This window comes from Sporichthyaceae bacterium (genome assembly GCA_036493475.1).
In the GTDB taxonomy this organism is placed as follows: Bacteria; Actinomycetota; Actinomycetes; order Sporichthyales; family Sporichthyaceae; genus DASQPJ01.
Genome location: DASXPS010000213.1, coordinates 1 through 16,912 on the forward strand (window position 1 = coordinate 1; position 16,912 = coordinate 16,912).

At 71.1% G+C, this 16,912-nt stretch carries 18 protein-coding genes; 9 read left to right on the top strand and 9 right to left on the bottom strand.

The annotated features are described in order from the left end of the window. The coding region (locus VGJ14_20255) for an aconitate hydratase (GenBank protein HEY2834759.1) at window positions 1-2,787 on the bottom strand (2,787 nt) is incomplete at its 3' end. Window positions 2,788-2,966: 179 nt separating this feature from the next. Between VGJ14_20255 and VGJ14_20260 the strand changes: the two genes are divergently transcribed. Genes VGJ14_20260 through egtD form a run of 4 tightly spaced genes read left to right on the top strand, consistent with a single transcriptional unit; the run spans window position 2,967 to window position 7,331 of the window. Beyond that, window positions 2,967-4,223 (top strand): glutamate-cysteine ligase family protein, encoded by a 1,257-nt coding sequence (locus VGJ14_20260; protein ID HEY2834760.1) that lies wholly within the window; start codon window positions 2,967-2,969, stop codon window positions 4,221-4,223. Then, window positions 4,205-5,548 carry an ergothioneine biosynthesis protein EgtB gene (gene egtB, locus VGJ14_20265; GenBank protein HEY2834761.1) on the top strand — a complete coding sequence of 448 codons (1,344 nt, stop codon included), beginning with the start codon at window positions 4,205-4,207 and terminating at the stop codon, window positions 5,546-5,548. The genes VGJ14_20260 and egtB overlap by 19 nt, the downstream gene beginning before the upstream one ends. Then, window positions 5,548-6,351: an ergothioneine biosynthesis protein EgtC gene (egtC, locus tag VGJ14_20270; protein ID HEY2834762.1), complete on the top strand. Its 804-nt coding sequence runs from the start codon at window positions 5,548-5,550 to the stop codon at window positions 6,349-6,351. The genes egtB and egtC overlap by 1 nt, the downstream gene beginning before the upstream one ends. After that, window positions 6,348-7,331 carry an L-histidine N(alpha)-methyltransferase gene (gene egtD, locus VGJ14_20275; protein ID HEY2834763.1) on the top strand — a complete coding sequence of 328 codons (984 nt, stop codon included), beginning with the start codon at window positions 6,348-6,350 and terminating at the stop codon, window positions 7,329-7,331. Before egtC ends, egtD begins: the two co-directional genes overlap by 4 nt. Here the strand turns inward: egtD and VGJ14_20280 are convergent. After that, complete coding sequence (locus tag VGJ14_20280) at window positions 7,328-8,575, bottom strand: methyltransferase (GenBank protein HEY2834764.1); 1,248 nt, start codon at window positions 8,573-8,575, stop codon at window positions 7,328-7,330. The two genes, egtD and VGJ14_20280, sit on opposite strands and share 4 nt — an antisense overlap. A 202-nt stretch (window positions 8,576-8,777) precedes the next feature. On the opposite strand from VGJ14_20280, the gene VGJ14_20285 reads away from it, so the two are divergent. Together VGJ14_20285 and VGJ14_20290 are read left to right on the top strand one after the other, a co-directional pair. Next, window positions 8,778-9,440 carry a TrkA family potassium uptake protein gene (locus tag VGJ14_20285; GenBank protein HEY2834765.1) on the top strand — a complete coding sequence of 221 codons (663 nt, stop codon included), beginning with the start codon at window positions 8,778-8,780 and terminating at the stop codon, window positions 9,438-9,440. After that, complete coding sequence (locus VGJ14_20290; protein ID HEY2834766.1) at window positions 9,440-10,108, top strand: TrkA family potassium uptake protein; 669 nt, start codon at window positions 9,440-9,442, stop codon at window positions 10,106-10,108. Before VGJ14_20285 ends, VGJ14_20290 begins: the two co-directional genes overlap by 1 nt. Before the next feature lie 7 nt (window positions 10,109-10,115). Here the strand turns inward: VGJ14_20290 and VGJ14_20295 are convergent, their stop codons facing one another. Genes VGJ14_20295 through dut form a run of 4 tightly spaced genes read right to left on the bottom strand, consistent with a single transcriptional unit; the run spans window position 10,116 to window position 12,502 of the window. After that, on the bottom strand, window positions 10,116-10,766 hold the full coding sequence (locus tag VGJ14_20295) for a DUF3159 domain-containing protein (protein HEY2834767.1): 651 nt from the start codon (window positions 10,764-10,766) through the stop codon (window positions 10,116-10,118). Next, on the bottom strand, window positions 10,763-11,158 hold the full coding sequence (locus VGJ14_20300) for an OB-fold nucleic acid binding domain-containing protein (GenBank protein HEY2834768.1): 396 nt from the start codon (window positions 11,156-11,158) through the stop codon (window positions 10,763-10,765). The genes VGJ14_20295 and VGJ14_20300 overlap by 4 nt, the downstream gene beginning before the upstream one ends. Next, complete coding sequence (locus tag VGJ14_20305) at window positions 11,158-11,985, bottom strand: DUF3710 domain-containing protein (GenBank protein HEY2834769.1); 828 nt, start codon at window positions 11,983-11,985, stop codon at window positions 11,158-11,160. The genes VGJ14_20300 and VGJ14_20305 overlap by 1 nt, the downstream gene beginning before the upstream one ends. A gap of 1 nt (window position 11,986) precedes the next feature. Next, entirely contained in the window at window positions 11,987-12,502 is a 516-nt protein-coding gene (gene dut / locus VGJ14_20310; protein HEY2834770.1) for a dUTP diphosphatase, read from the bottom strand. A gap of 75 nt (window positions 12,503-12,577) precedes the next feature. Here dut and VGJ14_20315 point away from each other — a divergent pair, with 75 nt between their 5' ends. Beyond that, the gene (locus VGJ14_20315; protein HEY2834771.1) at window positions 12,578-13,045 is read left to right on the top strand and encodes a DUF3093 domain-containing protein; all 468 of its coding nucleotides are present in this window, start codon (window positions 12,578-12,580) and stop codon (window positions 13,043-13,045) included. A 12-nt stretch (window positions 13,046-13,057) separates the two neighbouring features. Then, a complete protein-coding gene (locus tag VGJ14_20320) occupies window positions 13,058-13,363 on the top strand; it encodes a DUF4235 domain-containing protein (protein HEY2834772.1) in 306 nt (101 codons plus the stop codon). A gap of 6 nt (window positions 13,364-13,369) precedes the next feature. Here the strand turns inward: VGJ14_20320 and VGJ14_20325 are convergent, their stop codons facing one another. The 3 genes from VGJ14_20325 to VGJ14_20335 form a co-directional block, all read right to left on the bottom strand. Next, entirely contained in the window at window positions 13,370-13,666 is a 297-nt protein-coding gene (locus VGJ14_20325; GenBank protein HEY2834773.1) for a DUF4193 domain-containing protein, read from the bottom strand. A gap of 165 nt (window positions 13,667-13,831) precedes the next feature. Beyond that, window positions 13,832-14,653, bottom strand: coding sequence for an inositol monophosphatase family protein (locus VGJ14_20330; protein ID HEY2834774.1), 822 nt, complete (start codon window positions 14,651-14,653; stop codon window positions 13,832-13,834). Then, a complete protein-coding gene (locus VGJ14_20335; protein HEY2834775.1) occupies window positions 14,650-15,738 on the bottom strand; it encodes a ferrochelatase in 1,089 nt (362 codons plus the stop codon). Before VGJ14_20335 ends, VGJ14_20330 begins: the two co-directional genes overlap by 4 nt. 176 nt (window positions 15,739-15,914) lie before the next feature. Between VGJ14_20335 and sepH the strand changes: the two genes are divergently transcribed. Continuing rightward, a partial coding sequence (gene sepH / locus VGJ14_20340; protein ID HEY2834776.1) for a septation protein SepH occupies window positions 15,915-16,912 on the top strand: 998 nt, incomplete at its 3' end.

A 16,912-nucleotide genomic window follows, 5' to 3' on the forward strand; every position in this document is an offset into this window, starting at 1 on the left:
GCGCAGCACCGAACGCAGCACGTATTGCATGATCCCGCCGTTGCGGTAGTAGTCCGCCTCGCCGGGGGTGTCGATCCGCACCAGCGCGGTGAACTCCCGGCCTTCCGCGCGCACGGTCAGCTCCCGCGGAATGGCGCCGTCGTTCAGCTCGGTGACCCCGACGATGTCGAAGCTCTCCGCGCCGGACAGGCCGAGGCCCTCCGCGGTCTCGCCGTCGCGGAACTGCAGCGGCAGCACACCCATGCCGATCAGGTTCGAGCGGTGGATGCGCTCGTAGGACTCGGCGATGACAGCCTTCACGCCCAGCAACGCGGTGCCCTTGGCCGCCCAGTCCCGGGAGGAACCCGAGCCGTACTCCTTGCCGGCCAGAATCACCAGCGGGATGCCCGCCGCCTGGTAATTCACCGAGGCGTGGAAAATCGTGGACGTCTCGCCGGTGGTGAAGTCCTTGGTGAAGCCACCCTCGGTGCCGGGCACCAACTGGTTGCGCAGCCGGATGTTCGCGAACGTGCCGCGGATCATTACCTCATGGTTGCCGCGGCGGGAGCCGTAGGAGTTGAAGTCCGCCCGGGCGACGCCGTGCTCCGCCAGATACGTGCCCGCGGGCGAGTCGCCCTTGATGCTGCCCGCCGGCGAGATGTGGTCGGTGGTCACCGAGTCACCCAGCTTGGCCAGCACCCGGGCACCGGTGATATCGGTGACCGGCGAGGGCTCCAGCGCCATGCCTTCGAAGTACGGGGCCTTGCGCACGTAGGTGGAGTTCGGGTCCCACTCGAACGTCGACCCGGTCGGGGTGGGCAGGGACTGCCAACGTTGGTCACCGGCGAAGACATCGGCGTAGTCCTTGATGAACATGTCCTGGGTGACCGCACCGGTCAGTACCTCGTCGATTTCCGCCGTGGAGGGCCAGATGTCCCGCAGATGGACCGGCTTGCCCTCGGGGTCGGTGGCCAGCACGTCCTGCTGGAGGTCGATGTCCATGGTCCCGGCGATCGCGTAGGCGACGACCAGCGGCGGTGAGGCCAGGTAGTTCATCTTCACGTCCGGGCTGATCCGGCCCTCGAAGTTGCGGTTGCCGGACAACACCGCGGTGACCGCGAGGTCGTTGTCGTTGATGGCCGCGGCGATCTCCGGCTGCAACGGGCCGGAGTTGCCGATGCAGGTGGTGCAGCCGTAGCCGACGAGGTTGAAGCCGACCTTGTCCAGGTACGGGGTCAGCCCGGCGCGGTCGTAGTAGTCGGAGACCACCTGCGAGCCCGGTGCCAGCGTGGTCTTCACCCACGGCTTGCGGGTCAGCCCGCGCTCGACGGCCTTCTTCGCGACCAGCGCCGCGGCGATCATCACCGAGGGGTTCGAGGTGTTGGTGCACGAGGTGATCGCGGCGATGGTCACCGCGCCGTGGTCGAGTTCGAACGAGGTGCCGTCCGCGAGCCGGACCGCGGTGGGCTTGGACGGGCGAGGGGTTCCGGCGCCGACGGACGGTCGGGGCGCGCCATTGGTTTCGTCGGCGTGCTCGTCACCCGGCGCCGCGGCGGCCGGGTCACTGGCCGGGAAGGACTGCGCCGAGGCCGTGTCGACCTCACTGGCATCCCGCTCATTGTCGTCCACGTAGTCGCGCAGGGAGTTGCGGAATGCGGCCTTGGCGTCGGTGAGCGCTATGCGGTCCTGGGGCCGCTTCGGGCCGGAGATGGACGGGACCACCGTCGAGAGGTCCAGCTCGATGTGCTCGGAGAAGTCCGACTCCGCGTTCGGGTCGTGCCACAGGCCCTGCTCCTTGGCGTAAGCCTCGACCAGTTTGATCTGGTGCGCCGAACGCCCGGTCAGTGTCAGGTAGGAGATGGTCTCGGCGTCGATCGGGAACATCGCCGCGGTGGAGCCGTACTCCGGGCTCATGTTGCCGATGGTGGCGCGGTTGGCCAGCGGCACCGCGGCGACGCCGGGGCCGTAGAACTCCACGAACTTGCCGACCACCTTGTGCTTGCGCAGCATCTCGGTGATGGTCAGCACCAGGTCGGTGGCGGTGACCCCGTCGGGCAGTTCGCCGTGCAGCCTGAAGCCGACCACCCGCGGGATGAGCATCGACACCGGCCGGCCGAGCAGCGCGGACTCCGCCTCGATGCCGCCCACCCCCCAGGCCAGCACGCCCAGGCCGTTGACCATCGTGGTGTGCGAGTCGGTGCCCACGCAGGTGTCCGGGTACGCCTGGCCGTTGCGGACCATCACAGTGCGGGCCAGGTGCTCGATGTTGACCTGGTGCACGATGCCGGTGCCCGGCGGGACGACCTTGAACTCGTCGAAGGCGGTCTGGCCCCAGCGCAGGAACTGGTAGCGCTCCCGGTTGCGCTCGTACTCCAGCTCGACGTTGCGGGTCAGCGCGTCGCTGGTGCCGAAGAAGTCGGCGATCACGGAGTGGTCGATGACCAGCTCGGCCGGGGCCAGCGGGTTGATCCGCGTCGGGTCGCCGCCGAGTTCGGTGACCGCCTCGCGCATGGTGGCCAGGTCGACCACGCACGGCACTCCGGTGAAATCCTGCATGACCACCCGGGCCGGGGTGAACTGAATCTCGGTGTCCGGGTCGGCCGTGGGGTCCCAATCCCCCAGCGCGCGGATGTGCTCGGCGGTGATGTTCGCGCCGTCCTCGGTGCGCAGCAGGTTCTCCAGCAGCACCTTGAGGCTGAACGGCAGGCGTGCCGAGCCGGGCACCGCCGCGAGGCGGTAGATCTCATAGGTCTGTCCGTCGACCTCGAGCGCACCGCGGCTGTCGAAGCTGTTCGGGTTCTCCGTCATTGCACCCTCACCCCGATATCTTGACGTCAAGATACATCGTAGCGCACCGATTCCCGTCATCAAGCGGTAAGGGCAGCGCTCTGCGCACAGCTTGGTCCCCGGCACATAAGGTCGTGGAAGTGGGTAGTGACGTCCGTATCGCCCGGCGGCCGCCGAGCGCGACCGACGGAGGGCCGCGGGTGACTGCACCGGACCGCTTCAGCGAGGTTGCCGCGGAGACGTTCGTCGCGCGGACCTGCTTCAAGACCGGACCGCCGCGCATGGTCGGTATCGAACTGGAATGGTTGCTCCTCGACCGCGCCGATCCCCGGCGCCCGCTCCACCGCAGCGATCTGGCAGCCGTAGGTGAACTCGCCGACGGTCTGCAGCACAGCCGGCTCACGCTGGAGCCCGGCGGCCAGGTGGAACTGTCCAGCTCCCCCGCGGCCGATCCAGCCGCCGTCCGGGACTCACTCGCCCTTGATCTGACCCACTTGCGCACCGGTGTGGCCGCCCTCGGGCTGCGCCTGCAGGGCGTCGGCCTGGACCCCTACCGCGCCTCACGTCGTCTGCTGAATCAGCCGCGCTATGTAGCGATGCAGCGCTACTTCGACCGTGACGGCACCGCCGGACGCACCATGATGTGCCGCACCGCTGCCGTCCAGGTCAACGTCGACGCCGGTCCGGACGAACCGCTGCCCGGCCACGTGGCGCTGAGCACCCGGTGGACGTTGGCCCACGAGCTGACCCCGCTGCTGGTTGCCGCCTTCGCGAACTCCCCGGTGCTGGACGGGCGACCGACCCGGTTGCGCAACAGCCGGCACGCGGTCTGGACCGCCATCGATCCGCGGCGTACCGCGCCCGCGGACCGGGTCGGCCAGGATGCGCGCGAGGCCTGGACGCGCTACGCGCTGGCCGCGCCGGTGATGTTCATCCGCGCCGAGGCCGGGCCGTGGACCGTGCCGGTGGGGCTCACCTTCTCCGACTGGCTGGCCGGCCGCGGCCCGCGACCGGCCGAGCAGGACGACCTGGCCTACCACTTGACCACCCTGTTCCCACCGGTGCGCCCGCGCGGACACCTGGAGCTGCGCGCGATCGACGCGCAGCGCACCGACGCGGACTGGTCAGCTGCGTTGACCTTCGTCTGGGCGCTGGTCTCCGATCCGCGCGCGGCCGATGCTGCCCGTGAGGCGTTGGCGCCGCTGGCCGCCGATCCGCAGGTGCCCGCCCGTGCGGTGCGCGACGGGCTGACCGACCCGCTGTTGGCCCGGGTCGCCCGGCGCTGCTTCGAGGTGGCGGGTGAGGCCTGCGATCGATTGAACGTGTCGGGATTACGCACGGACCTCGACAGGTTCAACGAAGGCTATGTCGCACGCGGACGCTGCCCGGCCGATGACACCCTGGCCGAGTTTGGCGCCGCGCCGAGTATGGAGGTGCCGTGCCCGGCGATCGCCTGAGCGACCCGGAGCGAACCCGCAGTCGGTTGCGCGCGGACCTGGACCGGGCCCGCAGCCGCACCTCGACGCTCACCTCCGCGGTCTGCGACGCCGAACTGACCCGGCAGCATTCGCCGTTGATGTCACCGTTGGTCTGGGACCTCGCGCACATCGGCAACCAGGAGGAGTTGTGGTTACTGCGCCGGTTGGCCGATCGACCGGCCCTGCTGGCGCCGGGCATCGACGAGCTGTATGACGCGTTTCGCCACCCGCGGGCGGATCGGCCCACCCTGCCGTTGCTGGACCCCACCGAGTCACGCCGCTATATCGCGCAGGTGCGCGACCGGGTCTCGGATCTGCTGGAGGCCACCCCGCTGGATGGCCCGGAGCGCTTGCTGGACCAGGGTTTCGCGTTCGCGATGATTGCCCAACACGAGCAGCAGCATGTGGAGACCATGCTGGCCACCCATCAGTTGCGGGTGGGCCCGGCAGTGCTGAGCGCGCCGGATGCCCCGCACCGGCCGGTGCCGGCCCTGCCGACCGAGGTGCTGATCCCCGCCGGGGAGTTTGAGATGGGCACCGATCTGGACCCCTGGGCGCTGGACAACGAGCGGCCCGCGCACCGAGTGCAGGTGCCCGCGTTCTGCATCGACACGACGCCGGTCAGCAACGCCGCGTACGCTCGCTTCATCGCGGCGGGTGGCTACACCGATCCGCGGTGGTGGCATCCGGACGGGTGGGCGCATGTGCAGTCCGCCGGGTTGGTCGCGCCGCAGTTCTGGTCCCCGGACGGCGCCGGGGGTTGGGCGGTGTTGCGCTTCGGCGAACTCCTCCCGGTGCACCCGGACGAGCCCGTGCAACACGTGTGCTGGTACGAGGCGGACGCCTACGCACACTGGTGCGGTCGGCGGTTGCCCACCGAGGTGGAGTGGGAGAAGGCCGCCCGACACGACCCGATCACCGGGCGATCCCGCCGCTATCCCTGGGGTGAGGACGATCCCGGCCCGCAGCACGCGAATCTGGGCGGCCGTCACCTCGGTCCGGCCGGCGTGGGTGCCTATGAGCAGGGCGCCTCGGCATTCGGCGTGCAGCAAATGATCGGGGATGTCTGGGAGTGGACGTCGAGTGATTTCCGCGGCTACCCGGGCTTCACTCCCTTCCCCTACCGGGAGTACTCCGAGGTGTTCTTCGGCCGGGAGTTCAAGGTGCTCCGCGGCGGGTCCTGGGCGGTAGATCCGGTGGCCTGCCGGGGCACGTTCCGCAACTGGGACTACCCGATCCGTCGGCACATCTTCGCCGGCCTGCGCACCGCGCGCGACGCCGGGCGCGAGGAGGCTGCGGGCTGATGTGCCGTCACTTCGCTTATCTGGGGCCGGTGGTGCCGTTGGCGCACCTCGTGCTCGCTCCCCCCCACGGCCTGACGGAGCAGTCCTACCGGCCACGCCGGCAGCGCTACGGCAATGTGAATGTGGACGGGTTCGGCGTCGGCTGGTACCCGGTCAACGATCCGACGCCGGTCCGCTACCGACGTGCCGTGCCGATCTGGACCGACGCCAACCTCGCCGGAGTACTGGCCCCCGTGCACACCGCCGCGGCGATGGGCGCGGTGCGCTCGGCCACGCCGGGCATGGCGGCCAACGAGGAGGCCGCGGCGCCGTTCACCGCGGGCCCCTGGTTGTTCAGCCATAACGGCGCCCTGCCCGGCTGGCCCGCGCCGGCCGACGAGTTGGCCGCGGATGTGCCGGTGTCCCGACTGCTGGCCGAAGGCGCAGCAACGGACTCCACGCTGCTCTGGGCGCTGCTGCGGCACCGGTTGGAGGCCGGGGTCGCCCCGGTGCGTGCGGTGGCCGAATTGACCGTGCGGGCCCGGCGCATCGAGGGCGCGCGGGTCAATTTACTGCTGCACACCGGCAGCGAGATCGTCGCCACCGCGGCCGGTGACTCGCTGTACCACCTGGTCGGCGAACACCCCGACGCGCAGGGCAATCCGACCCGCGGGGTAATCGTCGCGTCCGAGCCGTTCGACGACACCGACGGCTGGGTGGAGATGCCGGACGATTCGCTCGTCCACGTCACCAGCACGGATCTGACGGTACATCAGCTTGCCGAGCTCGCTCCGACTGATCGACCACTTGCGGAGGTACCGTGACCACCGACACCACGCGGCTGCAGATCGACGTGCACCTGCCCGCCGACCACGCCCAGCGCGCGCTGCGTAGCGACGTGCGGGCGGGCCTTCGGGAGCAGCCGCGCACACTCCCGCCGAAGTGGTTCTACGACAAGGTCGGCTCGGACCTGTTCACCGAGATCACCCGGCTGCCGGAGTACTACCCGACCCGCGCCGAGGCGGAGATCCTGCGCACCCGCGCGGATGCCATCGCCTTCCACTCCGGCGCGGCGACCGTCATCGAACTGGGTTCGGGTTCCTCGGAGAAGACCCGCCTGCTGCTCGACGCATTGACCCGGCACGGCACGTTGCGCCGCTACGTGCCGGTGGACGTCAGCGCGGACGCGCTGGCCGACGCTGCCCACGCCCTGATCGGGGACTACGCCGACCTCACCGTGCACGGCGTGGTCGCCGACTTCACCGAGCACCTGCAGCTGCTGCCGGACACCCCCGGCCCGCGGCTGATGGTGTTCCTCGGCGGCACCATCGGCAACCTGGAACCGGCCGACCGCGCGGTGTTCCTGCACGCGGTGCGCGACGGCCTGCGCCCCGGTGACCACCTGCTGCTGGGCACCGATCTGGTGAAGTCCCCGTCGGTGCTGGTGCCCGCCTATGACGATGCCGCCGGGGTCACCGCCCGGTTCAACCGCAACGTGCTCGCGGTCATCAACCGGGAACTGGCCGCCGACTTCGACGTCGAATCCTTCGAACACGTGGCGATCTGGGACGACCGCGAGCAGTGGATCGAGATGCGACTGCGCGCCCGCGGGCCGCAGCAGGTCTACATCGCCGATCTCGACCTGCGCGTGGCGTTGGCCGACGGCGAGGAGATCCGCACCGAGATCTCCGCCAAGTTCACCGCAGACCGGGTGCGCGCCGAACTCGGCACCGCCGGTCTGGGGGTGCGGCATTGGTGGACCGACGACGCCGGTCGCTTCGCGCTGTCCCTGGCCGGCCGTTAGGCCGGTTCCAGGGTGGCCACCGCCTCCACGTGGTGCGTCATCGGGAACATGTCGAAGGCCCGCAACGCGACGATGCGATATCCGTTCTCCGCGAAGGTGGCAAGGTCGCGGGCCAACGTGGCCGGGGCGCAGGACACGTAGGCGATGCGGCGCGGACGGCGTGCGGCCACCGCGGTGACCACCTCGGTCCCGAGGCCGGTGCGCGGCGGATCCAGCACCACCAGGTTCGCCTCGGGTAGCTGATCCCCCGCCAACACCTCACCCACTCGACCCGCCACCACCGCCACGCCGGGCAGGCCCCGCAGGTTGTCCCGCGCGGCGGCCACCGCGGCCGCGTCGGATTCCACCGCGACCACCCGCCCGGTCGGCGCGACCCGGCCGGCCAACGCCCCGGCGAATAATCCGGAGCCGCAGTACAGGTCGATCAGCACGTCGCCGGGCCGCGGGTCCAGCGCCGCGGTCACCGCGTCCACCAGCGTGGCCGCGGCGGCCGGGTGGACCTGCCAGAACCCGGCCGCGGGCACGCCGTAGACCCGCCCCGCTACCGTCTCCACCACCCGCTCGGCGGCGGATACCCCCGGCGGCCAGTAACCCAGCAGGGTGACCCCCTCGGGCAGCGGCGGCGTGGCCCGCGGTCGGCCGCGCCGGCCTCGCGGATCCGCTTGGGCGCGCGCCACCACGGCTCGATCGCCCGATCCGGCCGCGGTCACCAACACCTCGGCGGTGTCCTGCCACACCGTGCCCAACACACCGGTCTCGGCCACCCCCGGATGGGCGATGAAGCAGTCGTCGATGGCCAGCACGTCGCGGGAGCGGTGCCGGCGCAGCCCGGGCCGCCCACTGCGGTCCACCGCAAACCGCTGCCGGGTGCGCCAACCCGAGCCGTCGGCCGTTCCGGGCAGTGCCTCCACCGGCGGGGCCAGGTCCAGCCCGCCCACCCGACGCAGCTGTTCGGCCAGCACCGCGGCCTTTCCTCGACGCTGCGCGTCCAGGGTGGCGTGCTGCCAGTCGCAGCCCCCGCAAGCGCCGGGACCGGCCCAGCGGCACGGCGCGGGCACCCGATCCGGGGAGGCACGCACGATCTCCACGGCGTCCGCGCGCCAGTACCGGTCCCCGTCACGACCCTCGGTGACCCGGGCGCGCACCAGCTCGCCGGGCAACGTGTGCCGGACGAAAACCACCAGCTCGCCGTGCCGAGCCACGCAGCTGCCGCCGTTGGCCACCGCGCCGATCTCCAGCTCCACCAGCCGCCCAACCGCGTTGCGCGGGTCCGGTTGCGATCCGGGCCGGTGTGCCGGGCGGGGCCGGGCGCGTCTGCGAGGCTCGCCCATCCGCACCCCCCGCGCCGGTGTGGCGCACGCTCTGGTCCCACGTCCTGACGCGAGCGTAGAACGTGACGGCGTGTAGCCTCGGCGCCGCATCGGCGCGCAACCGAAAGGTGGACGGGTGCACATCGTGATCATGGGTTGCGGGCGGGTCGGCTCGCGGCTCGCGCTCGTTCTGCAGGACAAGGGCCACCGGGTCGCCGTGGTCGACCAGTCCGCAGACGCGTTTCGTCGGCTGGGCGCCTCGTTCACCGGCATCACGGTGCAGGGCATCGGGTTCGAGCGGGAGACGCTGCTCAAGGCGGGCATCGAGACCGCCGACGCCTTCGCCGCGGTGAGCAGCGGCGACAACTCCAACATCATCTCCGCGCGCATCGCCCGGGAGACCTTCGGCATTGCGCACGTGATCGCCCGGATCTACGACCCGGCCCGCGCCGAGGTCTATGAACGGTTGGGTATCCCGACGGTGGCCACGGTCAGCTGGACCACCGACCAGATTATGCGCCGGTTGCTGCCGGCCGGCTCCGAACCGCTGTGGCGTGATCCCTCCGGCAGCGTGGCCCTGGCCCAGGTGCACCTGGCCGATGCCTGGCTGGGCAGCACCGCGAGCCGACTGGAGGAGGCGGCCGGGGTACGCGTGGCCTTCCTCACCCGGCTCGGCGAGGGCCTGTTGCCCGACGCCGAAACCGTGCTGCAGGAGGGTGACCTGGTGCACGTGGTGGTGCGCGAGGACCACCTCGTCGCGGCCGAGGCAGTCTTCGCCGCCGGACCCGAGGAGCACTGATGCGCGTCGCCATTGCCGGGGCTGGCGCCGTGGGCCGCTCCATCGCCAACGAACTGCTGAACAACGGCCATCATGTGCTGCTGATCGACAAGGATCCCTCGGCCATCAAGGTCGACCTGCTGCCCACGGCGCAATGGCTGCTCGCGGACGCCTGTGAGATGGCCACGCTGCATGAGGCCGAACTGCAGTCCTGTCATGTGATGGTGGCCAGCTCCGGCGACGACAAGGTCAACCTGGTGGTCTCGCTGTTGGCGAAGACCGAGTTCGGCGTGCCCCGGGTGGTGGCCCGGGTGAACCACCCGAACAACGAGCCGCTGTTCACCGAGGCCTGGGGGGTGGACGTGGCGGTGTCCACCCCGCGGCTGCTCTCCGCGCTGGTCGAGGAAGCGGTCACCGTCGGCGACCTGGTCCGGCTGTTCTCGTTCAAGCACGGCGAGGCGAACCTGGTGGAGCTCACCCTGCCCACCGACTCCCCGCAGTTGGGCCACCGGGTGGGCGATGTGATTTGGCCGCCGGACACCGCACTGGTCGCCATCATCCGAGCTTCTCGGGTGATCGTGCCCAGCCCTGACGATCCGTTGGAGGCCGGCGACGAACTGGTGTTTGTCGCGTCCGCGGACCGGGAGAGCGAGCTGGAGGAACTGCTCTCCCCGCACCAGAAGGTCTGACGCTACGTCATTGTTGTAGCGGAGTGCGGCTGCGCGCCAACAGCGCCCCCATGGCGGCCAGCGCGGCAACCTGCAGTGGCCAGCCCAGGATCACCTTCGCGGTGCCCAGCGCGCCGATCGCGTCGGCGGAATACATCGGATATTCCACCACCACCCGGATCACGCACGGCAACAGCAGCAGCCAGGTCAGCCGCGAACACAGCTTGACCATCGCCGGGTCCGCGCGCCATCCGGTGGGATCGCCGGTGGCCGCGCCCACCAGGAAACCCACCACCGGCCAGCGGGTGAGGACCGAGACGATCATCGCGATCGCGTACGCGCCGTTGTACAGGATGCCGGGCAGGAAGGCGTCCTTGGCATGCCCGCTGCGCGCGGCGAACACCGCGGCGATCAGAATGCCGAACAGGCTGTTGAGCACGTAGCGCATCGGCGAGCGCTGCGCCGCGCGGATCAGCACCAGCACCGCCGCCGCGGAGATGCCGATGACCAACGAGGGGCCCAGCTCCTGGCTGACGATGTAGGAAATCGTGAACGCCACTGTGGGGATCGCCGTCTCCATCGACCCACGGAAGCCACCCAGCGCGACCGCCAACTGTTCGCGGACGACCTGCTCAACGGTGTCCGCGGCGCAACGGCCGCCGGCGCCGGCGTCGGTCATGTGGTCGCGGCGGTCGGGCGCAGCTCGTAGCGCGGGTTGAAGATCACCGGGCGGCCCTCGTTCAACGCCAGCAGACCCTGCACCTTGATGCCGCGACCCGGTTCCACACCGGCGATCTGGCGACGGCCCAGCCACACCAGGTCCACCGTGCCGGAGCCGTCGTAGAGCTCCGCCTCCAGGGCAGGGACGCCGGCTCGCGGTCGCAGGGTGACCGTGCGCAGGGTGCCGCAGACAGTGACCTGCTGCCGCTCCGCGCACTGCGCGATCGGCGTGCCGCCGCCGGAGATGGCCCCCTGTTGCAGCTCGGCCGCCTCCAGCTCCCCGCGCGTGGCGGTGAGCTTGCTCATCATCCGCTTGAGGCGGCCGCCGCCGCCGGTGTCCTCGGTGGTCATCAGCGGATCTCGGTGATCTCCGGGCCGCGTTCGAACGGATTGAAGTCGTCCATGCCCTTCGGCTCGGCCTCCTCCTCGTCCTCGGCCTCCTGCTGGGCCATGGCCTCGGCCGCCTCTTCGATCTGGCCGGGCAGGCGCAGCTCGATCGGATCCCGCGGGGCCATCGCGTCCTCGCCGCGGACCACCACGATTTCGGCGAACAGGTCCTCCAACGGACCGCGGGCGGCATCGTCCACCGCACCCTCGCCGGTGATCACCGCGCGCAGGAACCATCGCGGGCCGTCCACCCCGAGGAAACGCGCCACCTGATAACCGGAGGCGCCGTCCGGCAGCGCCACCGGCACGGTGGCCACCAGTTCGGTGCCGAAACGGCCCTCGCCGCTCTGCACCTCACCGCCGCCCTGCCGAATACCGGCCGCGATCTCCTCCCGCACGTCGTCCCAGATGCCCATGGTGCGCGGCGCGGCGAAGGGTTGGATCTGGATGGCGCTGCGCTCCACGATCAGCGTGGCCGCGACCACCCGCTCGTCGGCGACCTCCGCGCGCAGTTCCATGCCGTCCACGATCGGCACCAGGATGCCGCCGAGGTCCACCCGCTCCGTCCCGGAGTCCTGCGGCGCCGCGGCGACGTCCCAGGGTCCACCGTCGCGCTCCACGACCACACCGCTCGGCCAGGACGGCAGGTTGGGGTCCTCCTTGACCGCCGCGAGCCCGTCGTCGATGTCCTCGTCTTCCTTCTCGACAGAGTCCTCCTCGAACTCCTCGACGGGCTGCTCCTCGGCCTCCAGTTCGGCCTCGTCGTGCTTGCCCCGGCGTCGAAAAACCACGTCACACCCTTCCTGTCGCACCGGCGGGCTCGGCGAACCCTCCAGTGGAACCGTGCCCGCCCGCACCCCTGGCCGAACCCGGCAACCGCTCGACGACGTGGAATCGGGCCCGCTCCACCTGCTGAACGATCAGCTGAGCGATGCGGTCCCCACGCCGGAGGGTCACCGGACGGGTCAGGTCGTGGTTGATCAGACACACCTTGATCTCGCCCCGATACCCGGCATCCACCGTGCCTGGCGCGTTCACAATGCTCACCCCGTAACGATCGGCCAGACCGGAACGCGGATGCACGAAGGCCGCGTAACCATCCGGTAGCGCGACCGCGATCCCGGTCGGCACCAGTGTGCGCTCGCCGGGCGCGAGCAGCACGTCGACCGCGGTGTAGAGGTCCGCGCCGGCGTCGCCGGGGTGCGCGTAACCGGGCAGCGGAAGGTCCGGGTCCAGCTGCTGAATCAGCATCTCGACCGCACCCCTGACCGGCTGCTCGCTGCTGTGCCCAATGGCTCGCTCGCTCACGCTGCCCGAGGGTAGGGCATACCCGGAACCGGGTGGCGTGACGCACCCGACGGAGCAGGCAGCACACTGGCGCCCGTGCACAACGTGGAGCATTACCGGGAGCGGTTGCGGGTGCCGCACCGCTGGTGGCTGCCCCCCGTCTTCTTCCTGGTGGTCCTGCCGCTGGGCGTGGCGCAGTACGTCGGGACCGTCGCGGGGGTCGTCGCCCTGGCCCTGCTGCTCACGTTCGTGGTGTGGCTGTTGCTGAGCTACGGCGCCGTCGACCTGGTCATCGACGACACCCGATTCCGGGCCGGGCCGGAATGCGTCGAGCTGCGCCGCCTCGGCGCTGTCTCGCCGCTGGACGCCGAACAGGCCCGGCTGCTGCGCGGGGTGCGCGCCGACGCCCGCGCGCCCTTGGTGCTGCGCGGCTATCTGCCGTTGGCGGTGCGGGTGGACGTCCAGGACCCGCAGCAGCCGGTGCCCTACTGGTACGTATCCACCCGCCAACCGCACGCCCTGGCTGCCGCCCTACGTGCCGCTCGCGACCGCGCGGTCGGCTGACAGACTGGGCACATGGCGGCGAAGAACAAGGCGAAGAACAATCAGTTGGCCTGGCGGGCCGTAGCGATGGGGGCCGGGTTGGTCACCGCGGCGGTGACCAAGAAGGCGCTGGGCTCGGCGTGGCAGCGAACGACCGGGTCACCGCCGCCGGGCAGTCCTGAGCATCCCGAGGTGGGGCTGGCCACTGCGGTGGCCTGGTCGTTGTTGGCCGGAGCCGTTATCGGTGTGGCGAAAACCTTCGTTGCGCGTCAGGCCGTCCTCACCTGGCGCGGGGTGACCGGCGAACTTCCTCCCGGACTCGCTGCGATCGAAGTCTGAACCCCCTCAGGAACAGTCGCGGCAGATCAGCTGGCCGTTCTTCTCCGAGGCCAGTTGGCTGCGGTGGTGCACCAGGAAGCACGAGGAGCAGGTGAATTCGTCGGCCTGACGGGGCAGAACGCGAACGCTCAACTCCTCGCCGGACAGGTCGGCGCCGGGCAGTTCCAGGGATTCGGCCAGGTCAGCCTCGTCCACGTCAACCGTGCTGGCGCCCTTGTCCACCCGACGGGACTTGAGCTCCTCGATGCTGTCCTCGCCCAGCTCGTCATCGGTCTTGCGGGGTGCGTCGTAATCGGTGGCCATTGTGTGGTGCTCTCCTCCAGTACTTCGCGGGCGGCGTTCCCGGTGTGAGCAAGCCGCGCAGCCCTTCAACGCCGCGCCGACCGGATTTGTGCCGCCCCGCCGCGGCACCGGTGGCAGATTGTGCCTCACCCGCCCGGAATGCACAGCCCCGGGCACCCAACCCGGCTAAATGAGCTCCGGTTCGGCCAGTCCGTCGGGGTGATCCGCACCGGCGGCCACCAGCAGGTCGTGCAGCGCTCCGAACAGCTCCGGGGGTGCGGCCAGCACCAAGCGATCCGACGGCGGCGCACCGTGCAACCCGGCCACCACCGCGCCGGACTCCGTCGCGATCAGCGCGCCGGCCGCGTGATCCCACGGTTGGACGCCGCGTTCGTAGTAGGCGTCCAACCGCCCCGCCGCGACCAGGCACAGGTCGTAGGCGCAGGCGCCGAACCGACGGATGTCGCGCACCTGCGGCAACAATCGCCGCAACACCTCGGCCTGGTGCGCGCGCCGTTTCGCGGCGTAACCGAAGCCGGTGGCGACCAGCGCATGGTCCGGGGTCGGGCCCGGTCCGCAGCGCAAGGACCGGCCGTTGCACGTGGCGCCGCGGCCCCGTCCGGCGGCGAAGGTCTCCCCCGTGCTCGGCACGTGCACGACGCCCACCACGGCCTCATCGTCGACGGTGGCGGCCAGGCTGACCGCCCAACCCGGCAAGCCGTAGAGGTAGTTCACGGTGCCGTCCAGCGGGTCCACCACCCACTGCACACCCGTGGTCCCCACCCGCTCGGTGCCCTCCTCGCCGATCAGTCCGTCATCCGGGCGCGCCGCGGCCAGGCCGGCGGCGATGAGGGCCTCGGCGGCCCGGTCCATCTCGGTCACCACATCGGTGGGCGAGGACTTGGCCACCACGTCCAGCCGAGCCTCGGGCCGCCCGTCACGGAGCAGTCGACCGGCGTCGGTCGCCAGCCGGATTGCCACGCCCATCAGGTCTGCTGGTTCCGTCATGCGTCCCCCACCCCGCCCACCGTCGGCAGCGCCGCCCGCGGGTTCGGGCAGCACTGCGCCGGGCACACATCATGGTCCGCCCCCAGTGCGCCCAGCGCACGACGCTGCGGGTCGACGGACATTCGTTCGCACACCAACTCCCGAATACCCGCCACGAATTCCGGCGCGGTACCCACGGTGGCTGCCCGGACGAAGGCCAGGCCCAGTTCCGCGGCCAGCGCCCGGGTCTGCACGTCCAGGTCGTAGGCCACCTCGAGGTGGTCGGACACGAAGCCGATCGGCGCCACCACCACCGCCGGCACCCCGGCTGCGGCCAGCGCGCGCAGGGAATCGCCCACGTCCGGCTCCAGCCACGGCACCGTCGGCGGCCCGGAGCGGGATTGATACACCAACTGCCACTCGTGCGCGCCGCCGCCCGCCGCCGCCACACCGTCGGCGACCAACCGGGCCACCTGGAGGTGCTGCGTCACATAGGCGTCCCCGCGCGGTCCGGAGCTCGCGGCCATGCGCAGCGGGATGGAGTGGGTGGTGAACACCAACACCGCCCGGGCGCGCAGCTCGGGCGGCAACGCGTCCAGCGCCGCGCGTACGGCCGTGATCTGCGGACGCACGAAGCCCGGATGATTGAAGTAGGCCCGGATGCGGTCCACCGTCGGGGCCTGCGGCCCGACCGCGGCCCGGGCCGCGGCCAGGTCCTCCCGGTACTGCCGGCAGCCGGAGTAGGAGCTGTAGGCCGAGGTGAGCAACGCCAGCGCGGAACGCACCCCGTCACCGGCCATCGCGCGCAACGTGTCGGGGAGCAACGGGTGCCAGTTGCGGTTGCCCCAGTAGACCGGCAGGTCCGGCCCGTCCGCGGCGAACCGCGCCCGCAGGGCAGCACACAGCGCCCGGCACTGGTCGTTGATCGGGCTGCGCCCACCGAAGTGGCGGTAGTGCTCGGCGACCTCGGCCAGCCGCGCCTCGGGCACGTCCCGCCCGCGGGTCACATTGCGCAGGAACGGCAGCACATCCGCCGGCTCCTCCGGGCCGCCGAAGGAGACCAGCAGGAAGGCGTCGTATCGGCCCGACCCGCCATCGCTCTGCACGGCGACGATCCTGCCGGCCCCCCATCTTCCGACGCCCGTCAGGCCACATGGAGCACACCAGAAACACCTGTCCCGCGACCTGAATGAGCGACGGCAACACGACCGCGCGCCTGCACGGCTTTACGTGCGTCGGTTGCCAGGATCGAACCCGGGCCCGGTAACAGGAGGACGCGGAAATGCAGGACTTACGTCTGGTCGCGGCCAATGAGCGGGGAAGTCATCTCGTTCTGCGATCGGCCGACGGCGAGAAATACCTGCTCTCGATCGACGACCGACTCAAAGCCGCGGTGCGCGGCGACCGGTCCCGGCTGGGCCAGTTGGATACCGAGGCCGACGGACACCTGCGTCCGCGGGACATCCAGGCCCGCATCCGGGCCGGGGCCAGCGCCGAACAGGTGGCCCGCGCGGCCGGAGTGTCGGTGGACCGGGTGCGCCGCTTCGAGGGCCCGGTCCTCGCCGAACGTGAACACATCGCCACATTGGCCCAGAAGAGCACCGTGCGCCGGCCCGGGCTGGATGTGCGCCCGCTGACGCTGGGCGAGTCCCTGGCTGACCGGCTGGCCTCGGTCGGCGTCAAGCCCGAAGGGTTGGGCTGGGACTCCTGGCGCCGCGACGACGGCCGTTGGGTGGTGCAGGTCGCCTACAGCCACTCCGAGCGCACCCACGTGGCGCGCTACCTCTATGACCCGCGGGCCCGCAGTGTCATCGCCGACAACGACGAGGCCCGCTGGCTCACCGGGGAGATCGAGCAGCCGCCGGTCGCCGGACCCTTCGTGCCGCGGCTGGCGCCGGCCGCCGAGCCGGAGCCCGCGGCTGCGCAGGACCCGGCAGTCCACGAGCCGCCGGCCGCACCGCGTCGTCCGGACCCGACGCTCACCCGCCGCGCCCCAGATGTGGTCGCCCGGCGCGCCGCCGCAATGGGCGCGGTGCCCGCCCGTCGCCCGGCCGTGCAATTCGGCGAGCAGATGGAGGTGCCGATGCCCATGTCGGTGCCGGTGCCGGTGCCGGCCGCGGCGGGACCGATTGCCGAGCCCCCGGCGACCCCGGCTCCCCCGCCCTCCGCGGAGCCCGTCGTGACCGAGCAGCCCGCGGCCCGCACCGGCACCGACGGCGCCCCGGCGCCGCGCAGCTCACGACGCCGGGCCAGCGTGCCCGCCTGGGACGACATCGTCTT

Excerpts from the sequence above, each read along its gene's own strand:
- egtC (HEY2834762.1), top strand. The coding sequence starts at position 5,548 with ATGTGCCGTCACTTCGCTTATCTGGGGCCGGTGGTGCCGTTGGCGCAC.
- VGJ14_20290 (HEY2834766.1), top strand. The coding sequence starts at position 9,440 with ATGCGCGTCGCCATTGCCGGGGCTGGCGCCGTGGGCCGCTCCATCGCC.
- VGJ14_20295 (HEY2834767.1), bottom strand. The coding sequence starts at position 10,766 with ATGACCGACGCCGGCGCCGGCGGCCGTTGCGCCGCGGACACCGTTGAG.
- VGJ14_20300 (HEY2834768.1), bottom strand. The coding sequence starts at position 11,158 with ATGACCACCGAGGACACCGGCGGCGGCGGCCGCCTCAAGCGGATGATG.
- VGJ14_20320 (HEY2834772.1), top strand. The coding sequence starts at position 13,058 with ATGGCGGCGAAGAACAAGGCGAAGAACAATCAGTTGGCCTGGCGGGCC.
- VGJ14_20325 (HEY2834773.1), bottom strand. The coding sequence starts at position 13,666 with ATGGCCACCGATTACGACGCACCCCGCAAGACCGATGACGAGCTGGGC.
- VGJ14_20330 (HEY2834774.1), bottom strand. The coding sequence starts at position 14,653 with ATGACGGAACCAGCAGACCTGATGGGCGTGGCAATCCGGCTGGCGACC.